This is a genomic window from Mucilaginibacter sp. 3215 (assembly GCF_050433785.1).
Classification (GTDB): Bacteria; Bacteroidota; Bacteroidia; order Sphingobacteriales; family Sphingobacteriaceae; genus Mucilaginibacter.
This window is the reverse complement of sequence record NZ_JBNPWO010000005.1, coordinates 44,080-64,463: the sequence shown is the minus strand read 5'-3', so window position 1 is coordinate 64,463 and position 20,384 is coordinate 44,080. Positions and strand designations below refer to the sequence as shown.

General features: G+C 41.4%; 19 protein-coding genes and 1 tRNA gene. 10 read left to right on the top strand and 10 right to left on the bottom strand.

Translation table 11 applies throughout. The annotated features are described in order from the left end of the window. Position 1: 1 nt before the first annotated feature. Both ricT and ABIC84_RS11010 read left to right on the top strand, forming a co-directional pair. Positions 2–1,498, top strand: a complete 1,497-nt coding sequence (gene ricT / locus ABIC84_RS11015) for a regulatory iron-sulfur-containing complex subunit RicT (protein ID WP_429263595.1) — start codon at positions 2–4, stop codon at positions 1,496–1,498. Further along, complete coding sequence (locus ABIC84_RS11010; protein WP_429263594.1) at positions 1,495–1,977, top strand: gliding motility lipoprotein GldH; 483 nt, start codon at positions 1,495–1,497, stop codon at positions 1,975–1,977. The genes ricT and ABIC84_RS11010 overlap by 4 nt, the downstream gene beginning before the upstream one ends. 6 nt (positions 1,978–1,983) lie before the next feature. Here ABIC84_RS11010 and ABIC84_RS11005 read toward each other — a convergent pair whose 3' ends face one another. Continuing rightward, on the bottom strand, positions 1,984–2,364 hold the full coding sequence (locus tag ABIC84_RS11005) for a hypothetical protein (protein ID WP_429263593.1): 381 nt from the start codon (positions 2,362–2,364) through the stop codon (positions 1,984–1,986). Between the two features lie 99 nt (positions 2,365–2,463). Between ABIC84_RS11005 and ABIC84_RS11000 the strand changes: the two genes are divergently transcribed. The 3 genes from ABIC84_RS11000 to rmuC all read left to right on the top strand — a co-directional run bounded on the left by ABIC84_RS11000 (position 2,464) and on the right by rmuC (position 5,675). After that, positions 2,464–2,694 carry a hypothetical protein gene (locus tag ABIC84_RS11000; RefSeq protein ID WP_429263592.1) on the top strand — a complete coding sequence of 77 codons (231 nt, stop codon included), beginning with the start codon at positions 2,464–2,466 and terminating at the stop codon, positions 2,692–2,694. A gap of 104 nt (positions 2,695–2,798) precedes the next feature. After that, positions 2,799–4,226 carry a DUF4932 domain-containing protein gene (locus tag ABIC84_RS10995; protein ID WP_429263591.1) on the top strand — a complete coding sequence of 476 codons (1,428 nt, stop codon included), beginning with the start codon at positions 2,799–2,801 and terminating at the stop codon, positions 4,224–4,226. A 78-nt stretch (positions 4,227–4,304) separates the two neighbouring features. Then, a complete protein-coding gene (gene rmuC / locus ABIC84_RS10990; RefSeq protein ID WP_429263590.1) occupies positions 4,305–5,675 on the top strand; it encodes a DNA recombination protein RmuC in 1,371 nt (456 codons plus the stop codon). A gap of 305 nt (positions 5,676–5,980) precedes the next feature. On the opposite strand, the gene ABIC84_RS10985 is transcribed toward rmuC, so the two are convergent. The 3 genes from ABIC84_RS10985 to nadA all read right to left on the bottom strand — a co-directional run bounded on the left by ABIC84_RS10985 (position 5,981) and on the right by nadA (position 8,914). Next, positions 5,981–6,421: a hypothetical protein gene (locus ABIC84_RS10985; protein WP_429263589.1), complete on the bottom strand. Its 441-nt coding sequence runs from the start codon at positions 6,419–6,421 to the stop codon at positions 5,981–5,983. After that, the gene (gene thiL / locus ABIC84_RS10980) at positions 6,421–7,467 is read right to left on the bottom strand and encodes a thiamine-phosphate kinase (RefSeq protein ID WP_429263588.1); all 1,047 of its coding nucleotides are present in this window, start codon (positions 7,465–7,467) and stop codon (positions 6,421–6,423) included. Before thiL ends, ABIC84_RS10985 begins: the two co-directional genes overlap by 1 nt. A 454-nt stretch (positions 7,468–7,921) precedes the next feature. Further along, on the bottom strand, positions 7,922–8,914 hold the full coding sequence (gene nadA / locus ABIC84_RS10975; RefSeq protein ID WP_090532733.1) for a quinolinate synthase NadA: 993 nt from the start codon (positions 8,912–8,914) through the stop codon (positions 7,922–7,924). A 407-nt stretch (positions 8,915–9,321) separates the two neighbouring features. Here nadA and nadB point away from each other — a divergent pair, with 407 nt between their 5' ends. Further along, positions 9,322–10,914: an L-aspartate oxidase gene (gene nadB, locus ABIC84_RS10970; protein WP_429263587.1), complete on the top strand. Its 1,593-nt coding sequence runs from the start codon at positions 9,322–9,324 to the stop codon at positions 10,912–10,914. A gap of 28 nt (positions 10,915–10,942) precedes the next feature. Further along, positions 10,943–11,497: a hypothetical protein gene (locus ABIC84_RS10965; RefSeq protein WP_429263586.1), complete on the top strand. Its 555-nt coding sequence runs from the start codon at positions 10,943–10,945 to the stop codon at positions 11,495–11,497. On the opposite strand, the gene ABIC84_RS10960 is transcribed toward ABIC84_RS10965, so the two are convergent. Continuing rightward, positions 11,497–11,569: transfer RNA gene (locus ABIC84_RS10960), tRNA-Gly, on the bottom strand. The genes ABIC84_RS10965 and ABIC84_RS10960 overlap by 1 nt on opposite strands. Before the next feature lie 74 nt (positions 11,570–11,643). Here ABIC84_RS10960 and ABIC84_RS10955 point away from each other — a divergent pair. After that, a complete protein-coding gene (locus ABIC84_RS10955; RefSeq protein WP_429263585.1) occupies positions 11,644–12,156 on the top strand; it encodes a gamma carbonic anhydrase family protein in 513 nt (170 codons plus the stop codon). Here ABIC84_RS10955 and ABIC84_RS10950 read toward each other — a convergent pair. From ABIC84_RS10950 to ABIC84_RS10930, 5 genes are all read right to left on the bottom strand, one after another. After that, on the bottom strand, positions 12,146–13,786 hold the full coding sequence (locus ABIC84_RS10950) for an Ig-like domain-containing protein (RefSeq protein WP_429263584.1): 1,641 nt from the start codon (positions 13,784–13,786) through the stop codon (positions 12,146–12,148). The two genes, ABIC84_RS10955 and ABIC84_RS10950, sit on opposite strands and share 11 nt — an antisense overlap. A gap of 115 nt (positions 13,787–13,901) precedes the next feature. Beyond that, on the bottom strand, positions 13,902–15,764 hold the full coding sequence (mnmG, locus tag ABIC84_RS10945; RefSeq protein ID WP_426583260.1) for a tRNA uridine-5-carboxymethylaminomethyl(34) synthesis enzyme MnmG: 1,863 nt from the start codon (positions 15,762–15,764) through the stop codon (positions 13,902–13,904). A 184-nt stretch (positions 15,765–15,948) separates the two neighbouring features. After that, positions 15,949–16,194: a CBU_0592 family membrane protein gene (locus ABIC84_RS10940; protein ID WP_208102383.1), complete on the bottom strand. Its 246-nt coding sequence runs from the start codon at positions 16,192–16,194 to the stop codon at positions 15,949–15,951. Continuing rightward, positions 16,194–18,059, bottom strand: coding sequence for an ABC-F family ATP-binding cassette domain-containing protein (locus ABIC84_RS10935; RefSeq protein WP_429263583.1), 1,866 nt, complete (start codon positions 18,057–18,059; stop codon positions 16,194–16,196). The genes ABIC84_RS10940 and ABIC84_RS10935 overlap by 1 nt, the downstream gene beginning before the upstream one ends. Beyond that, positions 18,056–18,712 carry an oxidoreductase gene (locus ABIC84_RS10930; protein ID WP_426583255.1) on the bottom strand — a complete coding sequence of 219 codons (657 nt, stop codon included), beginning with the start codon at positions 18,710–18,712 and terminating at the stop codon, positions 18,056–18,058. The genes ABIC84_RS10935 and ABIC84_RS10930 overlap by 4 nt, the downstream gene beginning before the upstream one ends. An 83-nt stretch (positions 18,713–18,795) precedes the next feature. On the opposite strand from ABIC84_RS10930, the gene ABIC84_RS10925 reads away from it, so the two are divergent. Both ABIC84_RS10925 and ABIC84_RS10920 read left to right on the top strand, forming a co-directional pair. Continuing rightward, the gene (locus tag ABIC84_RS10925; protein ID WP_429263582.1) at positions 18,796–19,506 is read left to right on the top strand and encodes a pirin family protein; all 711 of its coding nucleotides are present in this window, start codon (positions 18,796–18,798) and stop codon (positions 19,504–19,506) included. Positions 19,507–19,603: 97 nt separating this feature from the next. Then, a complete protein-coding gene (locus ABIC84_RS10920; RefSeq protein ID WP_426583251.1) occupies positions 19,604–20,383 on the top strand; it encodes an MlaE family ABC transporter permease in 780 nt (259 codons plus the stop codon). The last annotated feature ends 1 nt before the right edge of the window (position 20,384 follow it).

The window sequence follows — 20,384 nt, the reverse complement described above, 5'->3', positions numbered from 1 at the left end:
TATGGGATGTGGAAGTTGCTCAACAGGTGGCGGATGTTCGCCTGCGGGCTGCAAAAGTAACGGCAGTTGCCTTACTAATGGTTGCAGCAAATTAGATGTTTACGATTGGCTGTCGCATATGGACATGCCAACTAACTATAAGCCGTTCCAGGTTATTGAAGTTAAGTTTAAAGGCTCGCGCAAGGAGTTTTATTTAAACAACGATAATATTTACCTCGAAGCCGGCGAGCTGGTTGCTGTTGAAGCAACTACAGGTGGCTATGATATTGGCCATGTTTCGCTTACCGGCGAACTGGTGCGTATGCAAATGGTAAAACGCCATGTAAAGGAAGCCGACGTGGTAAAAAAGATCTACCGCAAAGCTACCGTCGCTGATGTTGAGAAATGGAAAGCCGCCAAGGATATGGAATGGGAAACCATGCACAAATCGCGCAAGCTGGCGCTCGACCTTAACCTGAGCATGAAGCTCAGCGATGTGGATTACCAGGGCGATAAAACCAAGGCTACATTTTATTATACGGCCGAAGGCCGCGTTGATTTCAGGGAACTGATTAAAAAAATGGCCGAAACCTTCCGCATCCGTATCGAGATGAGGCAGATAGGCATGAGGCAGGAAGCAAGCCGCTTAGGAGGTATTGGTTCATGTGGCCGGGAGCTTTGCTGCTCAACATGGCTTACCGATTTTAAAACGGTATCTACCTCTGCAGCCCGCTATCAAAACCTTTCGTTAAATACGCTGAAACTGGCCGGCCAGTGCGGCAAGTTGAAATGCTGCCTTAACTACGAGCTGGATACTTACATGGATGCCTTAAAATACATCCCTGATAATGTAAACACCCTTAAAACCCAAAAAGGGGATGCCCGCCTGCAAAAAACCGACATCTTTAAAAAAATAATGTGGTTTAGCTACCCGGGAGAAGAATCATGGGTTCCGTTGCCAATAAAAAAGGTTAAAGAGATTCAGCAGCAGAATAAAGATGGTGTGATCCCTGAAGACCTTGGCGAAATTGTTGAAGTTGAAACACCTGCGGCAAAAGCGCTCGATTACGAAAACGTGGTTGGCCAGGATAGTCTTACCCGCCTCGACGAACGACGCAACAACAATAAAAAGAAGAACAAAAACCGCAATAAAAACCAGAAACCCGGGGGCCAGGCGCAAGCCGAGGGCAAACCGGCCAATCAGCAGCCTCAGCAGGGACCGGGTAATCAGCAGGAAAAACCGGCACAGCAGCCACGTCCTGAAGGAAACCGCCAGCCGCAAAACAATAACAGGCCCCAGGGTAACAGGCCTCCGCAGCAAAACAGACCGCAGGGAGAGGGCCGGCCTCAGGGCGAAGCCAAACCTCAAAGAGAACCGAGACCACAGGGTGAACCGAGGCCACAAGGCGAAGGAAAACCACAGGGTGAAGGAAGCGGTAATAACAACAGGCGCCGCAGGCCAAACCGCCCAAACCGGAATAATAATAACAACAATAATCAACAGGCAAAACCTGAATGAAACGGGCTTTAAATATCATTTACCCGGCAGTATTGTTATTGGTAACCATGTTTGCCGGTTCCTGTACCGATCCTAACAGGATCATTGATACCAACACCGAAATTGCCGATCATAACTGGTCGTACGTTAACCGCGTAAACTTTGATGTTAAAGTTGATGATGAAAAAGTTGCCTATAACCAATACCTTAATTTACGGGTTACGGGCAACTATAAATACTCCAACATATTTGTATTGGTTAGTCAAATCTCGCCCGATAAAAAAACGCATACTACGCGTTTTGAAGTAAAGCTGGCCAATCCCGATGGCGAATGGCTGGGCAAGGGATCAGGCAATCTTTACAGCTACCAGGTGCTTTTACGTAAAGATTATCATTTCCCCACAAAAGGCGTTTACCGTTTTCAGATAGAACAAAACATGCGCGATAACCCGCTTCATGAGATCAGCGATGTGGGGTTAAGAATAGAGAAAGCCCAATAATTTATACTAAGGGATATTATAGGTAATGGTAACCGAGCCATGCGTCAACACTTCCCTGTCGGTATCCTGTACAACTATTTTATCATTGTCGTAAATTCTGTAGGTTACGGTATTGCTAACGTCTGATGCAAGAACCAGGGTTACCTGGTCGTTTTGATTCAATGTAGCAGTATAATTGTATGATGATCCTTTTGCAACAGCTTTCGCATCAACTATTTTAGGGCTGCTATCCGTTGTCTTATATTCGGATAATGAAACATTAAAGGCGTCTGCTCCGCTTACCGTAACTTTTATAGTCTGGGGCTGCGGTGGTTGATCTGTACTCTTTTTTGAGCACGAGGCAAACAGCAAGCTTATCAATATCCCATAAATCAGTTGCTTCATCATTGTTTTTTATTTGTGAATATGCTTAATTTATACCACCGAACAAAATCTTAATAATAAAACTGAAACGTATAACTACCCGTTAAGCCTTAAACATCACCCATGAAAAAATTAACCTTCCTTACATTTGTAGCTGCTTCAATAGCTTTTGCATCCTGTCATAGCGCCGATAAAAATAACCGTCAAAACGATACCAGCGCGACCCAAGGCAGCGGTGCTTCTGCCGATTCGACAAAAATTTCGGCCTCGGGCAATGGCGCTGTTGCACCAAATTCGTCGGATACAACCAGTCTTCATGGTGATACCGATTCGGCTGTGCATCCGGTGCATTAATACCGGCTGATCACTATTTCTTTTGTTCATGATTAAACTAAGAATTAGCTGATCAGTCTATCTTCAGGAGCTTGCTTTTTTGTTGCCTTTAACTTTTTTATTAAATGAAATACCTAAACCTATCTTTTCTTATCATCTTTTTTCCCTTAGTGTTATCAGCTCAAACTAATAATACTATAGCAACGCCCCGGATTGATAAACGTGTAGAATTGCTGAGCATTGTTTTCCGTTTAGCGGGTAACGTAGAATACAATGCACCTGACAATGTTAAATACGTTGCGGATATTCACGAGCATTTTGATAAATTTATTGACCATCCGCTCATTAAATACGCCCAGGAACTGAGGGACAGCAGCGGCGTTAGCTACGATGCTGTTATGTCAATGGCCGTTCACTTAAATGAACCACCGGCATTCGAACCATTAGTACCTTTTTCAGTCTCTTTACCAGACAAAAGGTGGACCCTGGAAAGCGCTGTAAAATTCACTGTCCTATTAAAGCAATTTTATAAAGACGCCGACTTCGATGGGTTTTTCCATGCCCATTTACCTGATTATGCTATAGCCGAAAGTCGCTTTAATGCCCTGTTTAAAAAGCTGGATGTATCCTGGTATTATAAATTTTATGGTAAAGCGCCGGCCGAAAATTTCAATATCATCATAGGATTTGGAAATGGCGGAGGAAACTACGGGCCACATGTTTATTTAAACGATCATACCAAAAAAGTATATGCAATTATTGGTTCTGGTACTTTTGATGAGCAAGGCTTACCTACTTATGACGCGGCATCTTATCTGCCTACATTGATCCACGAGTTTAACCATTCATTTATCAATTATCTTACCGATAATTATGAAAGCCAATTAAGAGATGCGGGTGCGCTTATTTACGAAAAGGAGCGCACAAAAATGCGGAAACAAGCTTATGGCGAGTGGAAAACAATGATAAACGAAGCCTTAGTAAGGGCATCGGTAATCAGTTACCTGAAAACTCATAATACCGATACATTGGTGGCCGAACAAGAGCTTAAGCAGCAATTGGCCAGAGGTTTTGTTTGGATGCGGCCATTGGTTAATTTACTTGGTCAATATCAATCAAACAGAAAAACTTATCCTACACTTGAAAGCTTTATGCCTGCTATTGTCGTCTTTTACAATAAATTGGCGCCAAATATCAGTTTTTACGATGACGACTATCAGCAACATTGTGCCCGGGTAATAGCAGTAAGGCCTTTCAAAAACGGCGATACTACAATAAGAGCCAACACAACTGAAATTATATTTGATTTTGATAAAAAATTGGATGGCATAAAGTACTTTTTTGGCCCGGGAGCCAAGGGTATAGATCATTATCCTAAGTCGGCAAAATTTACCTTTGCCAATGATAACAAAAGCATTATTATGAACGTTAGCCTGAAGCCCAATACCGAATACCAGATAAATATTGCCGGCGGTATGATGCGGGCAAGCGATGGCTATGCAGTGCAAAACTATATCCTGAGTTTTAAAACAGAAAATAATCCCATTCCTTAATTCACTTGCCTTTCCTGATTAACTTTATTAGTATTTATAAAATTTAATTCTTTACTTTACTAATATTTTTATCAATAAATGACTGGTATTATATTAATATTTGTATCCCTGATCATCCTACTGATTGCAGTTTTTCTATTCCTGAAAAAACCAAAAGCAGTTGAGCTGATCTCCGCTGATGAGTTGAGCAAACTCCGGTATGAGCATGATCAGCTTAAAATTTTATTAGCCAAAGCCGAAGAAAAATCTAACGGCTTAGCTGCTGAAAAAGAAAGCATTACCAACTTTTTAAAGGAGGAAAAGAACCGTCTTATTGACGAGCTTTTATACGAGCGCACCCAGCTGGCCCAAGCCAATCAATCGTTAGAAAGTGCCAGGGCCTACTATAAATCGCAGCAGGAAAAACTGCAGGAGCAAAAGGCCGAAATAGAACAGATACGCACACAGTTTCAGCGCGAATTTGAAAATGTGGCCGAAAAACTGCTCAAAGAAAAATCGAAGGAATTTACCGATATCAACCGTAGTAATTTAGATGTTATCCTTAACCCGCTAAAAGAAAACCTGAAGGCTTTTGAAGACAAGGTAGAGAAAGTTTATAACATGGAAGCGGCCGAGCGGAACACCCTGAAAGGGGTGATCACGCAGCTGATGGATCTCAACAAACAGATTAGCGATGAGGCCCAAAATCTTACCAAAGCACTTAAAGGCGATAACAAAAAACAAGGTAACTGGGGCGAGGTAATTTTGGAGCGGGTACTGGAACGCTCAGGCCTCGTTAGAGACCAGGAATACCGCATCCAGGCTGCCATGCAGGCCACCGACGGCACAAGATATCAACCCGATGTGATCATCGACCTACCCGATGAAAAGCACCTGATCATCGACTCCAAAGTATCTCTCATTGCGTACGAAAAGTTGGTTAATGCCGATACTGAGGACGACCGAAAACTATTTGCCAAAGCCCATGTGGAATCTATCCGCGGGCATGTTGCCGGTCTCTCAGCCAAAAAATATCACGATTTATATAAGATCAATTCGCCCGATTTTGTGCTGCTTTTTGTGCCGATAGAATCCTCATTCAGTATTGCCGTACAACTGGATGGCGAACTGTTTAATTATGCCTGGGACAGGAAAGTGGTAATTGTTAGTCCGTCGACTTTGCTGGCTACTCTGCGTACCATTGCCAGCATGTGGAAACAGGAACGCCAAAACCGTAACGTATTAGAGATAGCCCGTTTAAGCGGCGATATGTATGATAAGTTTGTTGGTTTTCTGAGTGATATGGATAGCATTGGCAAAAATATCAACCAAACGCAATCGGCTTATAATAATGCTATCAATAAACTATCGGAGGGTAGGGGCAACCTTACTACTACCGCCGAAAAGATCAAAAAGTTGGGAGCAAAAGCGGACAAGCAAATAGATCAAAAATATATAGGGGATGAGTAAGTAGTTAAAAAATCATGTCATTGCGAGGAGCAGCAAAGGGTTTTAGTTGAGGAGCGACGCGGCAATCTCGTCGCCATACAGGGCGGATTTGCATTCCGGACAGCACAGCTACGAGATTGTCACGCTATCGCACGCAATGACATTTTTTAATTATGTCTTTCCGCCGCCGCTCGGCTCCAGCCGAGTGGCTATTTTTTCCAGGCCACTGGCCTGTATACACCATGCTTATTCACGGCGGCCAGAGGCCGTTAGATAGTTACCACTCGGCTGGAGCCGAGCGGTGGCTACGAGAATCTTATAAATGATTAACTATTTTTTCTGTTAAACCACCAATCGGCCTGTTTGGTAAACATCAGCGCCCATCCCCATAGTTCAACAATGATCTCGGCGAGGGTTAAAATGATGAGGTAAACCGGCATTTCTATAGCTTTTTTGGGAGCCGAACTATCATGCAAAATTCCAAAACTGTATAACAATGATGATCCCAGGAAAAACACATTCAGCAGTATCAAAACCGAAAGGATGATCCGGGCCCATTTCTTTCCTTCGCCGGTAACAAAGATCAAAAAGCCGACAGCGACGAATACAAACAGGATGGCCGAAAAATTGAAACCGTCCAGGTAATTATTCAACGTTTGGATCAGCAAGCCCAGGTAAAGCAATAAAATTCCTTTCACAAAAGCCCCGGGCGGCTTGCCATCGGGATGATTGTTAAGGTAAAATTTATCGAAAATATTTTGCAGCATTACTCGGCTTTTTTAAACGCGTTCCAGCCCTGGGCCTTCAATTCGTGTACAGTGCCGCTTTTGGTGATCAGGTTACAACCCGCCGATGGTTCGGTGATATAACCGATGATGCTGATATCCATTTTAAACTTGATCTTATCATAATCGGCCTGCTTCACGGTGAACAACAATTCATAATCTTCACCACCACTCAAAGCGCAAATAGTAGGGTCGAGGTTAAATTCGCGGGCAGTTTCAAAAGTCATCGGGTCGAGCGGGATCTTCTCTTCGTACAGGTTACACCCCTTGTTGCTTTGCTTACAGATGTGTAAAAGTTCTGAAGCCAAACCGTCAGATACATCGATCATAGCGGTTGGTTTTACCTCTATACTTTTCAACAGTTCAACCACATCACGACGGGCTTCGGGCTTCAACTGACGCTCAACAATGTAATCTTTTCCTTCCAGATCCGGCTGAATATTAGGATTTTCCAAATAAATCAATTTTTCGCGCTCCAAAAGCTGCAACCCGGTATAAGCACCGCCCAAATCTCCGGATACACAAATCAAATCACCTTCTTCGGCACCATTGCGGTATACAATGTCATCTTCATCTGCGTAGCCAATAGAAGTTACGCTGATCACCAGTCCCTGTTTTGACGATGTTGTATCTCCGCCAATCAAATCCACATTATATTTTTCACAGGCGATATAAATCCCCTGGTAAAGCTCCTCAATGGCTTCGAGCGGAAATTTGCTCGACATGCCGATAGACACCGTAACCTGCGACGCTATTCCATTCATCGCATAAATGTCGCTCAGGTTTACCTGTATCGCTTTGTAACCCAAATGCTTAAGCGGCGTGTACGCCAAATCAAAATGGATCCCTTCCAACAGCATATCCGTGCTTATCAGCACTTTTTTGCCGGCAAAATCAAGTACGGCGGCATCATCGCCAACGCCCTTTTTCGAGCTTTCGTTGGTAAGCTTAATATTTTTTGTAAGGTGCCCGATAAGGCCAAACTCGCCAAGTTCTTCTAAATTGGTTCTATCCTGATTTTCAAACATATTAGCCCCTCTAAATCTTCCCTAAAAGGGGAGACTTTTAAATTTACATTTTTATACATCTTAGGCCGCAACCCGCTTTACACCTTCCGCCGGAGGCGGGAAATTTTTTTTACACTTTTTTCTCACATACTAACCAAATCAGTTGGCCATCGAAAAACGGACGACAAATATATTGACTCCAGCGTCCCTTCGGCTTTTATACTTTTTAACAACAATGTGGATAACCAAAGTTTTCGGGCCGCTACCTTTACACATTATATCCGCCTTTGGCGGAAAAATTTTTTACGATTTTTAGCCTTTTTACAAGCAATAAGGCACTTTTACACTAAAAATACCTTCAATTTTATTCCTCCCGGTTTTCCACAATTCCCCAGTTTATAACTTCCTGATCAAGGCCATCCAACCGATCAAAAAATCGGTGAAATCAACCCGTAATCGGTGTAGTCTCAAAGAACTATAATCCCAGCTGTGCCGAAATCTCAAGCATGCGCTCAATCGGTTTTACCGCTTTTTCAATGATATGCTGTGGTACAGTTACCTCAGGCGTTTCATTTTTCAAACACAGGTATAACTTTTCCAGGGTATTACGCTTCATGTGCGGGCAATCGTTACATGCGCAGTTATTATTTGGTGGTGCCGGAATAAATATTTTATCCGGGTTTTCCTTCTGCATCTGGTGTAAAATGCCCGATTCTGTCGCTACTATAAATTCCTTGTCCTGGTGGCTACCGGCATATTTTAAAATTCCGGTCGTTGAACCAACATAATCGGCCATTTCCAATATAACGTCTTCACATTCAGGATGTGCCAACAACTTTGCACCTGGGTGACGTTCTTTCAGTTTGGTGATCTTTTCTCTCGAAAATATCTCATGAACCATACAGGCCCCATTCCACAATACCAGGTCGCGGCCGGTTTTTTTGGCTACATACGCGCCAAGGTTTTTATCAGGGCCGAAAATGATCTTTTGATCTTTCGGTAAGCTCTCCACAATCTGCACGGCGTTGCTTGAAGTACAAACAATGTCGGTTAAAGCTTTCAATTCGGCCGTACAGTTTACATAAGTGATCACCAGGTGATCGGGATAGTTTTCCTTAAACTTTTTAAACAAGTGCGGCGGACAACTATCTGCTAATGAACAACCTGCCTTCATATCCGGCAGTAAAACCTTCTTGGTTGGCGACAGGATCTTGGCAGTTTCGGCCATGAAATGTACACCTGCAAAAACAATGATATCGGCATCCGTTTTGGCGGCTTGCTGGGATAATCCCAAACTATCGCCAATGTAGTCGGCAATGTCCTGGATATCACCATCCTGGTAATAGTGCGCCAGGATCACCGCATTTTTTTGCTTTTTTAATTTTTCAATTTCCGCGAAAAGATCAAGCGTCGGATCAATTTCTTCATCCACGTATCCTTTCAGATTTATTTCTTCGAAGGTATTCATTTCCACAATTCAATTAATAACAACTAATTTTTAAATTAAAAAGAACTATTGTTTATTAGGGTGTTGGTAATGTGCAAAAGTCGGAGTAATTTTTGTTTTAAAAGTTAGTTTTCACAATTTATTAACACTTATAAACATTTATCCACCAAAAAGCATGCTGATTTTTAGATAGGTATGACAATCAATTTTTATTTGAAAAAGTTTTATGTTGATATTTTCAGGGTTGACAAAATGTTAGCTTTATGACTAAAGCGTCGTAAAAGTCGCTCAAAAAATATTGATATTCGACCTGAGAAAGGGAGTTATACACACTGTAAACTATTTTTCACTTTTTGTTTACATAAACTTAACAGGTTATACAGCTGTTATTAACATTAGTACTACTTTTACACACATTCATCTAAAATATGACCCGAAATGTTGATTTCCTTGTAGTGGGTTCAGGGATAGCCGGATTAAGTTTTGCGCTCAAGGCCGCGAAGCATGGTAAGGTACTGATAGTTACAAAGTCGAACGAAGACGAATCCAACACCAAATATGCCCAGGGGGGCGTTGCGGTGGTTGTGGATAAAAAAGAAGATTCTTTTGAAAAGCATATCCAGGATACATTAATAAGTGGAGACGGGCTTTGCGACCGCGAAGTTGTTGAAGCCGTTGTTAAAGAAGGGCCCGAGCGCATCAATGAAATTATTGATTACGGAACCAATTTCGACAAGACCAATGAAGGTGTTTACGACCTGGCAAAAGAGGGAGGACACTCCGAGTTTCGCGTGTTACATTATAAAGATGTAACTGGCTGGGAGATAGAGCGTTCGCTTTTAGAGGAAATTCATAAAAACCCTAATATTGAGATACTTACGCATTATTTTGCGGTTGATTTAATTACGCAGCACCATTTGGGCGAGTTGGTAGGTAAATCAAGTACTGATATTACCTGTTTCGGGATTTACGCTTTTAATACCGAGACAAAGATTGTAGAGAAGATCTTATCTAAAGTTACGGTAATGGCTGCCGGTGGTGCCGGGCATATTTACGCGGTTACCACAAATCCAACCATTGCCACCGGTGATGGTATTGCTATGGTTTATCGTGCTAAAGGTAAAGTACGTAATATGGAGTTCATGCAATTCCATCCAACAGCTTTGTATAATCCTGGCGAGTATCCTTCTTTTCTCATATCTGAAGCTGTACGCGGTTTTGGCGGCGTATTAAAGCGCACTAACGGCGAGGAATTTATGCACGAGTATGACGAACGTAAATCTTTGGCACCCCGTGATATAACGGCAAGGGCTATTGATGCCGAGATCAAAAAATCGGGCGAAGACTTTGTTTATTTAGATGTAAGGCACCGAAGCAAGAAAGATATCCTGAACCATTTTCCTAATATTTATGCTAAATGCCTGGAGATTGGTATCGATATGACCAAGGATATGATTCCCGTTGCGCCGGCTTGTCATTATATGTGCGGCGGTATAATGGTTGATCATGTTGGGCAATCGTCTATATTAAGACTGTATGCCTGCGGCGAATGCTCATCAACCGGCCTGCATGGTGCTAATCGCCTGGCTTCAAATTCTTTATTGGAGGCGTTGGTTTTTGCACATAGGATCTACGAGGACGCAATTAGGAATTTCGAAAATAATGTAATACCCGATAATATCCCGGATTGGGATGAGAAGGGCGTGCAGCTGTCAAACGAAGACATCCTGGTTACCCACAACGTACGCGAAATGCAGAAGCTGATGAATGACTACGTAGGTATCGTTCGTTCGGATTTCAGGCTGGATAGGGCCTTACGCAGGTTAAAATTATTATACGAAGAGACTGAAGATTTCTATAAGAAAACTAAGCTATCGGTTAAACTTTGCGAGTTACGTAACCTGATTCAGGTATCATTTATTGTCGTAAAATCGGCTATGTTGCGTAAAGAAAGCAGGGGATTACATTATACTACTGATTATCCTGAGCATGCTGAGCAGGTGCAGGATACGGTGTTTTAGATTTGAAGAATCTCTTTTATATTTAGGCATGCTTAAGCCTAATAAAATAGTTGATATTTCTTTTTTGATCCTTTTTGGTATAAGTGCCTTGATTACTATTTATCAAGGGATAAGCAATACGTTTTTGCTTACCATCAATAATTATTTGGCTTTTTTGCTTTATGCTATTATGGTTGGCTTGAAATTTTATTCACCAATAAAAGGAAAATATGGTGTTCTGATTTTATTGGGATTATCTCTTGTAGATATAATTAATTTTAGTGCCGTAGTTATTAATGCCAAGATATATCATCTGGATTCAGGCTGGTCTGTTAATGGGTTGGGCTTCAATATTATTGCGTTTATTCTTCTTATTGTTTATTATTTCTTCAATACAGATTTTGTTCTTTATATTTTGAGAAGTTTGTTTGTTGGGTCGGATAAAGAACTTGCTGATAAGAAAGAAAAGCTGGTAAATTTCTATTACAATAAATTTCGGGAAGAGAATAATGAAAACTTTGATAGTATATTTAAAAATATCGAAACTTACCCGGATGAAGCACAAGTCGCGCTGAAAAAAATAAAAATAGAAAGAGAAGTTTGAGCGAAAAACGGGATTCGAACCCGCGGCCTTCAGTTTGGGAAACTGACGCTCTACCGACTGAGCTATTTTCGCTTATTTATAATCAAACATAAATAAAATTATTCAAATCACTAATCCACTAAATCAATTATTCACTAATTAAAGATATGCCTGTAATTCTGCCTGTAAAAGATAAAAGCCCTGTTTGGGGTAAGGATTGTTTTATTGCCGAAAACTGTACTATAGTAGGGGATGTGGTTATGGGCGATAATTGTTCGGTGTGGTTTAATGCCGTTATCCGTGGGGACGTACATTATATAAAAATTGGTAATAACACCAATATCCAGGATGGTGCTGTGATCCACGCTACTTACTTAAAAGCGGCGACTAATATTGGCAATAATGTTTCTATTGGGCATAACGCGCTTGTACACGGCTGTACTTTGCACGATCATACTTTGGTAGGCATGGGCGCTATTGTAATGGATCATGCGGTTGTAAACGAGTTTGTGATCATTGCTGCAGGCGCTGTAGTGCTGGAAAACACCATATGCGAATCTGGATATCTATATGCCGGTATCCCCGCAAAAAAAATAAAGCCCCTTACTGATGAGCAAAGGGCTATGTTGAAGCAACTGCCTCAAAATTATATCATGTATTCGGGCTGGTTTAAGGAGTAACCTTTTCCTTTGGAATAGTAACTGGCTCCTCCGCTTCCCAGTTTGGCCTCAGGGTGATGAGTTTTTCATTTAGCCAGATGTTTTCGGGCTGTCGCTTCAACTTTACATTACCGCTATCCCATTTGCCGTTTTTATTTTCGTCGTAAATGATCCTAACATAGTATTTAGCGGCCAGGATCCCTTTATATACCAATGAGGTATTTTTGGTAATAGGGTCGCTTTGAATTAATTTTTTGTCTTCACTTAATAACTCAACCACATAGGCTTTGGCGGTATCGGGCACAGTTAGTTTTACCGTGAGCTGGCTATAATTATCCAGCTTATTGATCTGGAATTTTTTAGACAGGCGTTTGTTTTTATCACCGTAAATATCCGTCAATGCACCTTCATTGAGTATCAGCTCATATTTACTGGTTTCCCGCCATCGGTATTTTAAATTTAGCAGTTTATAGTTGCCTGTATCTTTTTGGATGGTGTAATCACTTGTAGCTACAGAATCTTCGTTTAGGGTAATTTGCGATTGGTCGAAGTTTTCGATAGGGATGCTTGCCGTGATCACCAAATTGCCGCCGGGTTTTAATTTACTGTCATTACCCATGTTATAGCTTGTTGTTACAACACGTGTAAAGCTTTCATTTTTACGTTTAAGCTGATAGATGGTATCTATAGGCTTGCCCTTGTCAAAAATGGCCACACGCAGGGAGTCAAAGTTCATATTACGCAGATAAACAGATGCTGTATCTTTTGTACGTGAAAACGATACCTGTTTTCTATCATCCACATTGGCAGGATAAATCACTTTAATGGCCGGCTGTGTTAGCCCTTTGTTAAATACCAATAATAGCTTACCATCAGTATCAAAGCGTTTTTCGGATACCCTGAATTTTTCAGGATCTTGCTTGAATAAGTTTAATTGGACGTTCGAAGTATCGGCCCGGAGATGAATTGGTTTTTTCAGGAAAGCGATCAGCTCTTCATCGCGGTTAAAAATTTTATCGGGGCTTGCTTCTTTTAAGGCATAGATGCGATAGTCATCTTCCCTTAAATTATTCAAAGCGAAATTTCCTGACGAATCGGTGAGGGCAAAAATAGACGGCTTCTTTTTCCCGAAGAGTGTGTCCTGCTTCACCGGGAAAATAAATACCAGTACATCTTTCTCTTTTTCCTGGGTGAGGGTATTAGTTACTGAACCAGTAATGCTCAGGGAGTCGATATGGTTACCTGTCGAGAAAACATAAGTGAAATTTTTAAGGATGTTACTTTCATTTACATCTTGTATTGACTTTCCAAAGTTGATAACGTAGGTAGTATTTTTTTGAAGGCTGTCCTTAAACTCAATTTTTAGTTTCCTTTTGTTTGATGAATACTCGGGTTGCTTTTCCATGGCCGGGCTCATGCTGATTTCCTGGTAAGCGTTAGTGAGTTTGATGAATTCGTCAAATTCCAGGTCGATTTGTTTCGCAGCAAAATTCCGGGTTTTATTTCCTGGAATTGCCTTCACCAATTTTGGCGGGGTCTGGTCGCGCGGGCCTCCTTGCGGTGGTTGTTGGGCTGCGCATCCAAAAATGAATAAAACAATAAAAATCAGTATTGAATTTTTGTAAAAAATAGCCGTTTTTGTGTTTAACATAGTTTTTAGGCGATATAAGCGATTTTTATGTTTTTATGAGAAGTACTATTAAAAAATGAAAATAATTGATTTTAAAGGACTTTTTATAATTAATTAATTATCAGGTATTTACGTTTTATCTCGATACATGAACCATCAAAACTGAAATATCAGAAGGTGAAACGCCTGATATTCGGGAAGCTTGGCCTAAAGTGCGTGGTTTTATCCTCATCAATTTTTCGCGTGCTTCTTTGGAGAGCGATACCAAAGTGTGATAATCAAAATTTGGATTGATCTCGCGGTCTTCCATTTTTTTCATCCGGTCAACTATCTCCATTTCCTTGATGAAATAACTCTCATATTTGATTTTTATTTCAGCCTGCTCAATAGTTTCTTTATCATAGGCCGAAAGTAATTCGGCTAAAGGAGCGTCGGCAGTTTTAAGATCATTGAAGGTTACCTGTGGGCGGCTCAACAAATTGAATAGTTTGGTGCTTTGTGCAAGCGGACTGGTACCTAACTCTTCCATCAGGCTGTTAACTGTTGATGGATCGATGGACTTACTTTTGGTATAAGCCACAATATCATCAGAGTTTTTTATCTTTTGATTTACTTTTTCCAAACGCTCATCGCTGATCAATCCTAATTCATGACCCATAGGAGAGAGCCTGATATCTGCATTATCCTGGCGCAATAACAACCGATGTTCGGCTCTTGAAGTAAACATTCTGTATGGCTCCTCGGTACCTTTGGTTACCAAATCGTCTATCAAAACACCAATGTATGATTCTGCTCTTTTCAGGATCAATTCATGTTTATCATTAATTTTTTGATGCGCATTGATGCCCGCAATGAAGCCTTGTGAGGCTGCCTCTTCATAACCGGTAGTGCCATTGATCTGGCCGGCGAAGTACAGGTTGCTGATCTGTTTAGTTTCTAAGGTTAAACCTAATTGTGTAGGAGGGAAGAAATCGTACTCAATAGCATAACCCGGCCTGAACATTTTTGCGTTCTCAAAGCCCGGTATTTTGGTGAGCGCTTTGTATTGTACATCCTCGGGTAGCGAGGTAGAGAAACCATTTACATAGATCTCGACAGTATTTAAACCTTCCGGTTCAACAAAAATCTGATGGCGATCGCGCTCGGCAAAGCGGTTGATCTTATCTTCAATTGAAGGGCAATAACGTGGACCTAAACCTTTGATCCGACCAGTAAACATGGGTGATCTTTCAAAGCCTTCTTTCAATGTTTCGTGTACATCGGTATTGGTATAGGTAATCCAGCAGCAACGCTGTTCTTCTATAAACGGTACATCGGTAAAGGAAAATTTGCCTCTTACTGTGTCGCCCCACTGTTCTTCCATCAAGCTGTAGTTAAGGCTTCGGCCATCCACGCGGGGTGGGGTACCGGTCTTCATGCGGCCTGCTTCAAAGCCTAATTCAACCAATTGCTCGGTTAAACCTGTAGCTGCTTTTTCACCTGTACGGCCTCCGCCAAATCTTTTTTCGCCTATATGGATCACACCATTCAGGAAGGTTCCGTTAGTTAATACTACAGCATCTGCTTCAATTTCTATGCCTATAGAAGTGCGTACACCTGTAACGTTATTGTTTTTTACCAGGAGAGAGGTGACAGTGTCCTGCCAGAAGTCAACGTTAGGGGTGCGTTCTAATGATAAACGCCACTCTTCGGCAAACCGCATACGGTCGCTTTGAGCACGCGGGCTCCACATCGCGGGGCCTTTTGATTGATTAAGCATCCGGAACTGGATAGATGTTTTATCAGTTATAATGCCCGAATATCCACCCAAAGCATCTATCTCCCGCACTATTTGTCCCTTAGCAACACCACCCATGGCAGGGTTACAACTCATCTGTGCAATGGTACCCATATTCATGGTTATCAGTAAAACTGATGAACCCAAATTAGCAGCGGCAGCCGCAGCTTCACAGCCTGCGTGCCCGGCACCCACCACTATTACATTATATTTCTTAAACATTTTATCCTCCTTGTTCCACTTTTGGTAAGTCTTGAGTCACAGGTTTTAAGTCTTATGTTGACTTAATGGTACTTCAATTCAAGTTTGTTCCACGTGGAACTTTAATTTTATTTACGTTGATTTTCTCGTTGGTACTTTCAACTTACTGTTTAGAATTTCAGACTTAACTGCAAAATTACCTCAATTAAACAGATGTTCCACGTGGAACCCTGAATAATGATATTAAAGCTACAAACCCCCAAACGCCCTCTAACACCACAAAAGGGTAGAAGTTTACCATATATGATGCATAGCAACAGGTGCCTGCGCCAATAAGGTTTAAAAGGCTGTAAAGCTTGCTTTCGGTAGGTAACTTCTTAGTTAAATTTAACAGAAATGCTATTAAAAGTATAATTACTCCTATTGATGCTATAATATCCGATGCCTTCATTATCCTTCGTTTAGCTCGGTTAATTCCATCCAACGGGCGCTTTTATCGTCCAGTTGCTTGTTTAAAACCTCTATTTGCTTTAGTATTTCATCAAGCTTTTTAGGATCAATACCTGAAGCGTTCAGTTGTTCGTTTTTATCTTTTATATTTGTCTCAATGGCGTTGATCTCGCCTTCAATGTTTTCTAATTCTTTGGCTTCTTTATAGCTTAACTTACTTTTTTTAGCCGCTGGAGCAGTTGTTTGGGCTACAGTAGCGGGTTTTTTTGCTTGTTGTTTTGCTTCTTCCAGTTCAAGTCTGTATGACGAGTAATTACCATTAAAGATGCGTACATGGCCCTTTTCTTCCATAATGAAAAGCTGGTCGGTTAGCTTATCTAACAAATACCTGTCGTGCGATACCATCATCAATACACCTCCGTAGTTGGTTAAAAATTCTTCCAATACGTTTAAGGTATCGATATCCAGATCATTGGTAGGCTCATCCAGTATCAGGAAGTTAGGATTCTTCATTAGGATGCTCATCAGTTGCAGGCGTTTCTTTTCACCACCGCTTAGTTTTGATATAAATCCATACTGCTTGGCAGGAGGGAAGAGGAACAACGTAAGTAATGCGGAAGCCGAAATAGTTTTACCGTCGGCCATGGTAATAAATTCTGCTACGTTTTTTACAATATCAATTACACGCTCATCTTCCTTAAAAGTAATCCCTGCCTGGTGGAAATAGCCTATTACTGTGGTTTCTCCTTTAACTACAGTTCCTTTATCTGGTTGTAAGGCACCGGTAATGATATTTAACAGGGTAGATTTACCGCTGCCATTTTTCCCGGCCAAACCAATTCTGTCGCCCTTTTTAAATATATAACTGAAATTATTGATATAAGTGTTACCGTTGAATGATTTATACAGGTGATCCATTTCCATGATCTTATTACCCTGGCGCGCTGTTTTAACGCTCAGCTCGACTTTGTCACGGATCCCGCCATTCTTTGTTTTTTCTTCCAGGTCGTAATAAGCATCAATACGTGCTTTAGACTTAGTACCACGTGCCTGGGGCTGGCGGCGCATCCATTCCAGCTCTTTCCTCAACAGGTTGGAGTTTTTCTGAAATGCCGCTTCGTCTGCTGCTTCACGCTCGGCTTTCTTTTCAAGGTAATAGCCGTAGCTGCCATTGTACGGTTGAATTTTGCCCCTATCAATCTCCAATATCTCATTACATACGTTATCCAGGAAGTACCTGTCGTGCGTAACCATCAATATGGTTTTATTGCCTTCAGTGAGTAATTTCTCTAGCCATTCTATAGTATCAATATCCAGGTGGTTGGTAGGCTCATCCAGTATATAAACTTCCGGATCTTCAATAAGCAGCTTGGCTAAAGCCAAGCGTTTCTTTTGCCCACCCGATAGGGTAGTGATATGCTGATTTAGATGATGTATATCTAACCGGCCTAAAATAGTTTTGATTTTGTACTCATACTCCCAGGCATCAAACTCGCTCATCTCTTCCATTACCTTTTCAATGGCTTTGGTATTTTCAGGATCATTCTCCATCAATTCCTCATATCTGCGGATGAGCTGCTGCTGTACATCATCGGCATGAAAAATATAATCGCTGATGGTAACCGCGTTTTTAAAGTTAGGGTCCTGCTCCAGGTAACCCATATTAAGGTCGCGGGCTTGCACTACTTTGCCTTCGGTAGGTTTTATAGTACCGCCCAATATTTTTAGAAGGGTAGATTTGCCGGCACCATTAACGCCTACAAGCGCAACCTTACGGCCGCGGTTAATACCTATGGTTACATTTTTAAATAACCAGTTGTCATGAAATTGATGGCCAAGGTTCTCGGCAGAAAGATAAGTACTCACGATAGTTGTTTTATTTTATCCGACTCGTATATAAATACACCAGTCGTTTGTTTTGTTGATTGTAGATACATGGCCATGGCAACGGTTGAGGCATCAATGCTTTGGTATTTTTTCCAGCTTCCAAAAAGCAATGGATTTATAACTTTCATTAAGCCGTTTAAAAACTTTTCCATTGGTCGGCTTTCCTGCCTGTCGCCGGCTAAAAAAGATGGCCTGTAAATATGAATAGCGGGGATACCCGTAGCTGTTATATCGGCCTCGGTTTCCCCTTTAGTTTTGGTATAGAAGTTAACACCATTTATATCGGCTCCAATGGAGGATACCAAATGATATTGTTCAAGCCCGTTTTGCTTAGCCAATTGTGCCAGTAATAACGGGTAATCATGATCTATCCTGCGATAGACAGCCAAATCAGGTGTTTTCTTCTTTGTCGACCCTAAGCAGCAGAATAAAGCGTGGCCATTCAGCTCGTTTTTATATGTTTCGGGCTGTTCAAAGTCGATAACAAGCTGTTTTAATTTATGATGCTGTAGTGGTAGTTTTTTTCTTACCAGGATCAATACTTCATCATAATAGGCTTGTTCCAATAAAATTTGCAGGAGGTGACTGCCAATAAGTCCGCTTGAGCCTGCAATAACAGCTTTTTTTGCCATTACTTATTGATTTTTTGCAAAATTACACATAATTAAATTGTGGAATAAATATTGTGTGTTTAAACATATAATTATATAGTAACATGAAAACAATATTTTATCCCGAATCAGAACGGGGACATAACGATATAGGCTGGTTAAAGGCCAATTTTTCCTTCAGTTTTGCATCTTATTATAATCCCGAAAAAATGAATTTCGGAGCGCTGCGCGTTTTGAATGATGATATTATTGCAGCAGGCCGCGGTTTTGGAAGCCATCCGCATGATAATATGGAAATTATCACCATTCCTTTAAAAGGAGGGTTACAGCATAAAGATAGTATGGGCAATGCCGGTGTGGTAAATGCGGGGGAAGTGCAGGTTATGTCGGCCGGTACTGGCATATATCATTCAGAGTATAATGCATCCCATAAAGAGGAAGCAAATACACTGCAGATCTGGCTTTTTCCTAAAGAAAGAAATATCCAACCCCGTTACGATCAGATGAGTTTTAAAGACCGTTTTAAATTGAATGAGCTCACTACGCTGATCTCACCAGAAAAAAGTGAAAACACGCTTTGGATAAACCAGGATGCCACGTTTTCGATGGGTGAGTTTGAGGCGGGGCAAACAATAAATTATGATATTAAAACCAAAGGCAATGGCGCTTACGTGTTTGTGTTGGATGGAGCAGCTAAAATAAACAGCCAGGTTTTAAACAAAAAAGATGCGCTGGGCGTTTATGATACAAGTTCACTTACAATTATAACCGAAGAGCCCTCCCGTTTCCTGATCATTGACGTACCGATGTCATAATCAGTACTTACCTGAATCCATAAAGTGAATATTATTGAAAGTTCAAAAACAATTGAGCATTGCTTTGTTGTTGTTTACTATAATTTAAGATTCACTGATGGAAGCACAGCAGGAACTAAGCGGATGGAGGAAATGGCTGGAAGGCATGGGTGACTATGTATTGTTCTTCACGCGTTTTTTCCGCAATATATTTACCGGCGGCTTTGAATGGTCGGAGTTTGTAAGGCAATGCTACGAAATAGGCTATCGGTCTATGATGCTGGTGGGTATTACCTCTTTCATTATGGGGCTGGTGCTTATTTTGCAGCTCAGGCCGTCGCTGGTTGAGCTTGGTGCCGAAAGTATGCTGCCTAAAACCCTTTCGGTATCACTGGTACGGGAAATAGGGCCCGTGATCACCGCTATCATATGTGCAGGCAAAATAGCTTCAAGTATTGGCGCCGAGCTGGGCAGTATGAAAGTTACCGAACAGATTGATGCCATGGAAGTATCGGGTGCAAACCCGGTTCAATACCTGGTGGTAACGCGCATCCTGGCAACCAGCTTTATGATTCCGCTGTTAACCGTTATAGGCGATGCTATTGGGCTTTTTGGTGGTTTCCTGGCGCTCAATTTTACCGATAGTATAAGTTTTTCCCTTTATTTCAATAAATGCATAGCCTCGCTTGATTTTTCGGATCTGCTGCCTGCTGTTGCCAAAACGGTGCTTTTTGGGTTTGCGGTTGGTTTTGTGGGATGTTATAAAGGTTATCACTCGGATAAAGGCACTGAAAGCGTAGGCATTGCTGCAAACTCGGCAGTGGTAACGGCCTCTTTGTGGATTTTTATTATTGATGCGATAGCCGTTCAGATCACCAGTTTGTTATTTTATAAATGAG